Origin of the sequence: Pseudomonas sp. D47 (assembly GCF_045447305.1) — a bacterium.
GTDB lineage: Bacteria > Pseudomonadota > Gammaproteobacteria > Pseudomonadales > Pseudomonadaceae > Aquipseudomonas.
Map to the genome: position 1 here is coordinate 55,348 of NZ_JBJGXU010000034.1, position 8,909 is coordinate 64,256.

The following is an 8,909-nucleotide window of genomic DNA, read 5'->3' on the forward strand; positions in this document are numbered from 1 at the left end:
GGTGGTGTTTTCAGAACGTTTGCAAGGCTCACGGCTGCTGTTTACGCCCCGCCATATGCTTCAAATACCCCACCAGCAGGTCCAGCTCGCCATCCGGCAACACACTGGCAGCAAACGCCGGCATCTTCGCCTGTGGCCAATGCCGCATGCTTTGCGGGTCGCGGATATAACGCTTGAGGAAATCCCCGCTGAAATACTCAGTCGGGTTATAGGGGATATTCAGGTCTGGCCCCACCTGCGCATCGCCTGCGCCATTAAGGCGGTGGCAGGCCAGGCAGTTTTTCTGGAACAACGCAAAACCCTGGTTGACCGGGTCATTGGCGGCCAACTTCGGGTCTGGCAACAACGCCGGAAAGCGCTCGGCCACGGTCTTCAATTGCTTAATTCCAGAGATCTGGAACGGCCACTGCTCAGGGCTGATATGGCCGGCCTGCGGATCGGTCCACACCAGGTAAAACGGCCCGGCACTCGGCTTGCCCGCCGCCAACGCAGGCCATGGATGGGCAGGGTCTTCCACCGCCAACCAAGCACGGGCGCCACGATTTTCAAGCAAGGGCGCAGCCGTCAGCTCAGCGGCGAAGCCATCCAGGGCCACGGCTTGGAGGTGGTTTTCAGGCTTCAAGCCTGGAAGCAGAGACGCCAGCGGCACCGCGCGATAAGTCATGTTGCGCTTGTAGGAAACGTCATCAACGACCTGCACCGTCTGCGCATCCGGGTGCTTGAGTAGATCAGCGGTCTGCCAGGTCTTGTTGGCGTGATCCAGCTCTATAGTCAATTGCGCAGCCGAAGCGGGCAAGGCGAGCAGCAGGGCGAGGACGGCAAGGATTGGTTTCAAGAAGAGAGCCCGATGGTGGGTGGCGATGCGGCCCACGATACCGGAAATCCGCATGTAAAAAGACAGCCCCTGTAACAGGATCGCTATACGCAATGTCCCGGCAGGTGCTGCCAAAAGCTGTAGTCCTGGTGCAATGAGTGCCCGGAATGTGTGGATCGAGTCGTCACCCAATAATCTTGGTTAAATTGGGCAAGATCAGAATCAGTGTGGTGGTGAAGAGAATAAGTCCCGCCTGACGTACTTTCGAATGTTTGAACATGGCTGACTGCCTTTTGTTGTTATTCCTGAGCGTCAAATGCGGGCTGGTAATTTTCAGTATCGCAACGTGACGTGTCGCTTTTCTTACAGCTGCTCCAGCAAAACCCGGCAGCAACTTCCTACTAAGTGAACCTTAGAGCCCTCGTTCTTATTGCCTTAGATCCATTTCATATCAGCTAATCAGAATTTCTACTTAAAAAGGCATGAGGCATACCGCCATCTTGGCGCCAATGCCTTGGCTAGACCGCTAAAACGATTAACCCGAGGTCTCCCATAGCACCCTACCGTTCGTCCGAGCGTGAGGGTCAAAAGCAATGAGCGCATCGGTCATTGAAACCGTGTCAATCGGGCCTAAGGTAGGGGCACACACGCACAGCGTTCGAGGATGTCATGACTCAAGCTTTGATCTTTGATGCGATACGCACGCCCCGGGGCAAAGGCAAGGCCGACGGCGCCCTGCACAGCGTCAAACCGGTAAACCTGGTGGCGGGCTTGCTCACCGCGCTGGCCCAGCGCAGCGACCTTGATACACGCCAGGTGGATGACATCGTCCTCGGTTGCGTGACCCCGGTGGGCGACCAGGGCGCCGACATCGCCAAAACCGCCGCGCTGGTGGCCGACTGGGACGTCAGCGTTGCCGGCCTGCAGATCAACCGCTTCTGCGCCTCAGGCCTGGAAGCGGTGAACCTCGGCGCGATGAAAGTGCGTTCCGGCTTTGAAGACTTGGTGGTGGTCGGCGGCGTTGAATCCATGTCGCGGGTGCCCATGGGCAGCGATGGCGGCGCTTGGGTGCTCGACCCGCACACCAATATGCACAGCCACTTCACGCCCCAAGGCATCGGCGCGGATTTGATCGCGACCCTGGAAGGTTTTACCCGCCAAGACGTCGACGCCTTCGCCCTGCATTCCCAGCAGAAAGCGGCCAGGGCACGCGCAGACGGTGCCTTCAACAAGTCGCTGATCGCGGTGCAGGACCAGAACGGCATCGTGCTGCTGGACCACGACGAATTCATCCGTGGCGACTCCACCCTCGAAGGCCTCAGCAAGCTCAAGCCAAGCTTTGAAATGATGGGGCAGATGGGCTTCGACGCGACGGCGTTGCGGGTCTACAGCCATGTGGAGCGCATCAATCACGTGCACACACCCGGCAACAGCTCCGGCATCGTCGACGGTGCCGCGCTGATGTTGATCGGCTCCGAGGCCCGTGGCCGCGAACTGGGCCTGCAACCGCGAGCGCGGATTGTCGCCACAGCGGTGACCAGCACCGACCCGACCATCATGCTCACCGGCCCGGCACCGGCCACGCGCAAAGCCTTGGCCAAGGCCGGTTTGCGTGTGGAAGACATCGACCTGTTCGAAGTCAACGAGGCGTTTGCCTCAGTCGTCCTCAAGTTCATCAAGGACATGGGCATCGACGCCGCTCGGGTCAACGTCAACGGCGGCTCCATCGCCATGGGCCACCCGCTGGGCGCCACGGGCTGCGCGATCCTTGGCACCCTGCTCGACGAACTGGAAGTGCGCCAGCAGCGCTACGGCCTGGCCACCCTGTGTGTCGGCGGTGGCATGGGCATCGCCACCATCATCGAACGCCTCTGAGCCCAAGGAACCTGTCATGACCGAAGCCATTCGTTACGAAAAAGGCCAGGACCAGATCGTGGTGCTGACCCTCGACATGCCCGGCCAGAGCGCCAACACCATGAACGCCGTGTACCGCGAGGCCATGGCGGCCACCGTGGCGCGCCTGGAAGCGGAAAAGGATGACATCGCCGGTGTGGTTATCACCTCGGCGAAGAAGACCTTTTTTGCCGGCGGCGACCTCAATGAATTGATCAAAGTCGATAAGGCCCATGCAAAAGTTTTCTACGACAGCGTGTTGGTGCTGAAGGCGCAATTGCGCCGCCTGGAAACCCTCGGCAAGCCGGTGGTGGCCGCGATCAACGGCGCGGCACTCGGTGGCGGCTGGGAGATTTGCCTGGCATGCCATTACCGCGTCGCACTGGACGACAAGTCGACCCAGCTCGGCTTGCCGGAGGTCACCCTAGGCCTGTTGCCGGGCGGCGGCGGGGTCGTGCGTATGGTGCGTATGCTGGGGCTGGAAAAGGCCTTGCCGTATTTGCTGGAAGGCAAAAAAGTGCGGCCGCAGCAGGCGTTGCAGGCGGGATTGATCCATGAATTGGCGGCGGATCGCGAGGAGCTGCTGGCCAAGTCTCGGGCCTGGATTCTGGCCAATCCTGAGGCCAAACAACCGTGGGACAACAAGGCCTATCAGATCCCCGGCGGCTCGCCCTCACACCCAAAAGTAGCGCAGATGCTGGCGATTGCACCGTCGATTTTGCGCAGCAAAACCCATGGCTGCTTCCCGGCCCCGGAGAAAATCCTCTGCGCCGCCGTGGAAGGCGCCCAGGTGGATTTCGACACCGCGCACCTGATCGAAACCCGCTACTTCACCGAACTCGTCACCGGGCAGGTGGCGAAAAACATGATCGGCACCTTCTGGTTCCAGCTCAACGAAATCAACGCCGGCAGCTCGCGGCCACAAGGTTTTGCGCCGTACATCACGCGCCAAGTCGGTGTGCTTGGCGCGGGGATGATGGGCGCGGGCATTGCCTATGTCAGCGCCTGTGCGGGCATCGAGGTGGTGCTCAAGGACATTAACGTGGCGGCGGCAGAGAAGGGCAAGGCACATTCGGCCGCGCTGCTGGATAAGAAAGTCAGCCGTGGGCAATTGACCGCCGAACAGCGGGAAATCACTTTGGCGCGGATTCATCCTACGGCGTCTGATGCTGACCTGGCCGGCTGCGACCTGATCATCGAAGCTGTGTTCGAAGACCGCGAACTTAAGGCCAAGGTCTCGACCGCCGCTCAAAGCGTGGTCGGCACCGACGCCGTAATTGCCTCCAACACCTCGACCTTGCCCATCAGCGGCCTGGCGAAAGCGGTGCCTGATCAAGGCAAGTTCATCGGCCTGCATTTCTTCAGCCCGGTCGACAAGATGCCGCTGGTGGAAATCATCAAGGGCGCCCACACCCGTGACGAAACCCTGGCTCGGGGTTTTGATTTCGTACTGCAAATCAAGAAAACCCCGATCGTGGTAAACGACAGTCGCGGCTTCTTCACCTCGCGCGTGTTTGGCACCTTCACCAACGAAGGTATCGCCATGCTCGGCGAAGGCGTGGCCGCGCCGATGATCGAAACCGAAGCGCGCAAGGCCGGCATGCCGGTGGGGCCGTTGGCGGTGTCGGATGAAGTGTCGCTCAGCTTAATGAGCCACATCCGACAGCAAACCGCGAAGGATCTGCAGGCCGAAGGCAAGCCGCTGCCGACGCATCCGGCGACAGTGGTCATTGACCTGTTGGTGAACGAATACAAACGCCCCGGCAAGGCGGCGGGCGGCGGCTTTTACGACTACCCCGTCGGTGGGCAGAAACACCTGTGGCCCGAGTTGAAAACGCGGTTTGAACAGCCCGACAAACATATTTCGCCACAGGATGTACGCGACCGCTTGCTGTTTATTCAGGCTATCGAAACCGTGCGCTGCGTGGAGGAGGGCGTGTTGATGTCCACGGCTGACGCCAACGTCGGCTCGATCTTCGGCATCGGCTTTGCCGCGTGGAGTGGCGGCGCGCTGCAGTTTATCAACCAGTACGGCCTGAACGACTTTATCGCCCGGGCGCGTTACTTGGCTGAGCAGTATGGGGAACGGTTCTCGCCACCGGCATTGCTACTGGAAAAAGCGGCACAAGGAGAAATATTCGGCTGACCGAAACGCCCTATCCTGCCCGATAGAGAACCACTGTGGGAGCGGGCTTGCCCGCGATAGCGGTATGTCAGCCACTGCATAGGTCGGCTGATATGACGCCATCGCAGGCAAGCCCGCGCCCACCGTGAGTCACTTGGCGGGACTTGCTTTGCAGGTACATTTCAAGGCAGGCTCTGGGGTGTGCATTATTCCCATCACCGTGTCAGGTATTTTTTATGTCGCTACGCGTCTGTATCCTGGAAACCGATATCCTGCGTCCAGGCTTGATCGATCAATACCAAGGGTACGGGCAGATGTTCAAGCGCCTGTTCTCCAAGCAACCGATTGCCGCCGAATTTGTCGTCTACAACGTGGTGCAGGGTGAATACCCGTCGGATGAAGAAGTGTTTGACGCCTACCTCGTCACCGGCAGCAAAGCCGATTCTTTCGGCACCGACCCGTGGATCCAGACCCTCAAGACCTACCTGCTCCAACGTTACGAGCGCGGCGACAAGTTGCTCGGCATCTGCTTCGGCCACCAACTGCTGGCACTGCTGCTGGGCGGCAAGACCGAACGTGCCGGGCAAGGCTGGGGCATCGGCATCCACGACTACAAACTTGATGCCAAGGCGCCATGGATGAGCCCGGAAGTGGACGAGTTGACGCTATTGATCAGCCACCAGGACCAGGTGACCACCTTGCCGGAAAACGCCACGGTTATTGCCTCCAGCGTTTTTTGCCCGTTCGCTGCGTACCACATCGGCGACCAGGTGCTGTGCTTCCAAGGCCATCCGGAATTTATCCACGACTATTCCCGCGAGCTGCTGGAGATTCTTCAGACAACGCTGGGCGAAAAGGCCTACACCAACGGCGTCGCCAGCTTGGCACGTGACCACCACGGCGTCACCGTGGCGGAATGGATGATGCGCTTTGTCGCGCACAAGCCGCAGGCTTCAGCTTAAAGCCAGCCCGAACGCTTGAAGCTGGCCCACAAACTGGTGCAGCCCACGGCGATAAACCCGAGCACCGCAAAATAGCCGTAGTGCCATTGCAGCTCGGGCATATTCTGGAAGTTCATCCCATAAATCCCCGCTACTGCGGTGGGGAATGCCAGGATCGCCGCCCACGCGGCGAACTTGCGCTGCACCACGCTTTGGCGCGACGCCTCCAGCAACACACCAATCTCAATGGTCTGGCTGGCGATATCGCGCAGGGTGGTGAGGTCTTCCATCTGCCGCGTCACGTGGATCTGCACGTCACGGAAATACGGGCGCATATTCTTGTCGATAAACGGGAAGCTCAGCTTCTGCAGCTCCTGGCTGATCTCCACCATCGGTGCCACATAACGTTTGAGCCGCAGCACGTCGCGGCGCAGGCCGTGGAGGTTCTGGATATCGCGCTCGCTCAGCGAGCTGCACAGCACGTTACGCTCCAGCTCATCAATTTCGGCGTGGATTGCTTCGCTCACCGGCTGGTAGTTTTCGGTGACGAAATCCAGCAGCGCATAGAGTACGAAATCTTCACCGTGCTCGAGCAGCAGTGGCCTTGCCTCACAGCGTTGGCGCACAAAGCCGTAGGACGCCGAATGACCGTTGCGGGCAGTGATGATGTAGCCGTTGCCGGCGAAAATATGGGTTTCGATAAACACCAGCTTGCCGTTCTCGCGCACTGGTGAATAGGTGACGATAAACAGCGCATCGCCGAAGGTTTCCAACTTCGGGCGGCTGTGTTTTTCCAGCGCGTCTTCGATCGCCAGTTCATGCAAGTTGAACTGGCGTTGCAGGTTGGCCAGCTCCTGGGCGTTGGGCTCTTCCAGGCCGATCCACACAAAGTGGTCGGGTTTGGCAGCCCAGGCTGCGCCTTCGTCGAGGGTGATATCAGTGACTTTCTTTCCGGCGCTGTAAACGGCCGCCGCAACAACTCTACCCATGGTGCTGATCGCTTCTTATTAGGAGGACAGGTGTTGGGCAGCTTAGCTGGAAGCGAGTTCGATTGTTGCTGCCGATTGCAGTTCACGGTCCATCGCCGTGATGCATTCATCCATCTGCGCCTGACACGCCTGCATCAACGCCGGGATGTCATCCGGAGTCAGTCCCACGGTAGGAATCGGCGGCAACGAACGTATGAGCACATCACCACTGTTCCAACGATTAAGCTGCATATGCGTGACGTAATTGCTGACACACACCTGCACGATCGGCACACCTGCCGCAATCGCCATATGGAACGCGCCTTTCTTGAATGGCAACAACCCTTTGCCCAAGTTGCGCGTGCCTTCCGGGAACACCCAGATCGAGGTGTCTTCGTGCTGCAAGGTATGCGTGGTCGTGAGCATCGCGCGGCGCGCCTTTTGCGCATTGCCACGGTCGATCAGTACATTGCCCGCCAGCCAGAACAATTGGCCGAACAGCGGCACCCATTTCAGGCTCTTCTTGGCGATACACACCGTGCGATGCGGCACCACAGTGCCCAACACAAACAGATCGTAGTTGGACTGGTGGTTAGCGAGGATCACGCACGTGCCCGGTTTGTTACGCAGCGAGTCGATATCCGCCTTCACGTTCAGCCGCAATATCCACATCGCAGGCAGCCCGTAGAGGCGAGCACACAGGCGACTGTTGTCCGGATTGAACGGCCGACAGATACCCAGCAACACGCCCAGCACACCCGCGACCATAAAGTGCAGGCCCATCAACAACATACGTAACAGAAAAAGCATCGACACGGCCCATCTGGACAAAAGGTGGCGCAGTGTACGGATGTGCACTGTATTCGGCAATTGCCCCTACAGACGTAGGAGATAGGCGATGTTTAAGCACATGTTTCAACGTGTGCCGGCAAAGCCCGGCTAGAGCGGTTAAGGATGTTTCCGAATTTTTTGTAAGAAAAGCCCGACTCATGGTCGGGCTTTGGCGCAGCAGCTATAAAGCATCAGCTTAGGTTGTGGCCCTGATCCTGAATGATTGCATCATCCAAGGCTTCCAGCAGCGCCTTACGTACCTTCAACTTGGTGTGCTTGTGGGCGTTCATGTTGATCTTCTTCAACTGACGCGCCGCTGCCAGGGCCGCCGCGTGCAATTCCTCCGGTGCTACCACCTTATCCAGGAAGCCAGCGCCCAAGGCGCCTTGCGGGTCAAACATCTCGGCATTGATCACCGAACGATGAAACGCCGACTTACGCAGCCGATCCCGCGCCAGCTCAATACCGGCGTGGTGCATGGTCATGCCGATCGCCACTTCATTCAGGCCGATGCTGAACGGGCCTTCCACGCCAATCCGATAATCGGCCGACAACAGCAGGAACGCACCCTTGGCCACCGCATGCCCAGGGCACGCCACAATCACCGGGAACGGGTGCGACAACAGGCGACGCGCCAACGTCGAGCCCGACGTCACCAGGCTGATAGCCTCTTTAGGGCCGGCCGTCATCACCTTCAAATCATAACCACCGGACAGAATCCCCGGCGTCCCGGTGATGATCACCACCGCCCGATCCTTCTCGGCCTGATCCAGTGCCGTATTAAACTCACTGACCACCGCCGGAGAAATGGCATTCACCTTGCCGTTGCTCAAGGTCAGGGTCGCGATACCGTCTTCGAGGTGGTAGGCAATCAACTCACTCATGACGCGGTTCCTTGTAGGACTTGTTATAGATAGGCTGTTTATAGAAGCGCATGCGCAGACGTTACCCACCACGCCCGCCCCGGTAAAGCGCCGTGACTGACTACCCAGTCAGGCTTTTGCCGCATCCCCAAGGGTAGACGGCCCGGAGCCGGGCGCAGCCGCCGCCCCGAACGCGTACCGCCGATGCCCGAGAATGGCAGATTCACCGCCCCTTGCTGGGTGGGTAATGGCATAACCGTCTAACCGCATGAAAATTCTGAAAAAAACCTTTGCCATCAGAAAGGCTTTCGACTACATTAGCGCGCCTCGACAGACTGAACTAGTTTGACGAGATACGGTGAAGTGTCCGAGTGGCTTAAGGAGCACGCCTGGAAAGTGTGTATACAAGAAATTGTATCGAGAGTTCGAATCTCTCCTTCACCGCCATTTTTAGTTTAAAAAGCCCCGTTTTAC

At 58.9% G+C, this 8,909-nt stretch carries 7 protein-coding genes and 1 tRNA gene; 4 read left to right on the forward strand and 4 right to left on the reverse strand.

Annotated features, from left to right (window positions below; translation table 11 throughout):
- Positions 1–28 precede the first annotated feature (28 nt).
- A complete protein-coding gene (locus tag ACI77I_RS20760; protein ID WP_094950384.1) occupies positions 29–835 on the reverse strand; it encodes a cytochrome c in 807 nt (268 codons plus the stop codon).
- Between the two features lie 648 nt (positions 836–1,483).
- Here ACI77I_RS20760 and ACI77I_RS20765 point away from each other — a divergent pair.
- From ACI77I_RS20765 to ACI77I_RS20775, 3 genes are all read left to right on the forward strand, one after another.
- Positions 1,484–2,689 (forward strand): acetyl-CoA C-acetyltransferase, encoded by a 1,206-nt coding sequence (locus ACI77I_RS20765; RefSeq protein ID WP_406998294.1) that lies wholly within the window; start codon positions 1,484–1,486, stop codon positions 2,687–2,689.
- A 16-nt stretch (positions 2,690–2,705) separates the two neighbouring features.
- Complete coding sequence (locus tag ACI77I_RS20770; protein WP_406998295.1) at positions 2,706–4,853, forward strand: 3-hydroxyacyl-CoA dehydrogenase NAD-binding domain-containing protein; 2,148 nt, start codon at positions 2,706–2,708, stop codon at positions 4,851–4,853.
- A gap of 215 nt (positions 4,854–5,068) precedes the next feature.
- On the forward strand, positions 5,069–5,794 hold the full coding sequence (locus tag ACI77I_RS20775) for an amidotransferase (RefSeq protein WP_406998296.1): 726 nt from the start codon (positions 5,069–5,071) through the stop codon (positions 5,792–5,794).
- On the opposite strand, the gene ACI77I_RS20780 is transcribed toward ACI77I_RS20775, so the two are convergent.
- The 3 genes from ACI77I_RS20780 to ACI77I_RS20790 form a co-directional block, all read right to left on the reverse strand.
- Positions 5,791–6,762 carry a magnesium and cobalt transport protein CorA gene (locus tag ACI77I_RS20780; RefSeq protein WP_094950378.1) on the reverse strand — a complete coding sequence of 324 codons (972 nt, stop codon included), beginning with the start codon at positions 6,760–6,762 and terminating at the stop codon, positions 5,791–5,793. The genes ACI77I_RS20775 and ACI77I_RS20780 overlap by 4 nt on opposite strands.
- A gap of 42 nt (positions 6,763–6,804) precedes the next feature.
- Entirely contained in the window at positions 6,805–7,551 is a 747-nt protein-coding gene (locus ACI77I_RS20785) for a lysophospholipid acyltransferase family protein (RefSeq protein ID WP_406998297.1), read from the reverse strand.
- A gap of 212 nt (positions 7,552–7,763) precedes the next feature.
- Positions 7,764–8,456 carry a crotonase/enoyl-CoA hydratase family protein gene (locus tag ACI77I_RS20790; protein ID WP_094950376.1) on the reverse strand — a complete coding sequence of 231 codons (693 nt, stop codon included), beginning with the start codon at positions 8,454–8,456 and terminating at the stop codon, positions 7,764–7,766.
- 336 nt (positions 8,457–8,792) lie between these two features.
- Between ACI77I_RS20790 and ACI77I_RS20795 the strand changes: the two genes are divergently transcribed.
- Positions 8,793–8,882 (forward strand) — tRNA-Ser (locus ACI77I_RS20795).
- Positions 8,883–8,909: the final 27 nt, after the last annotated feature.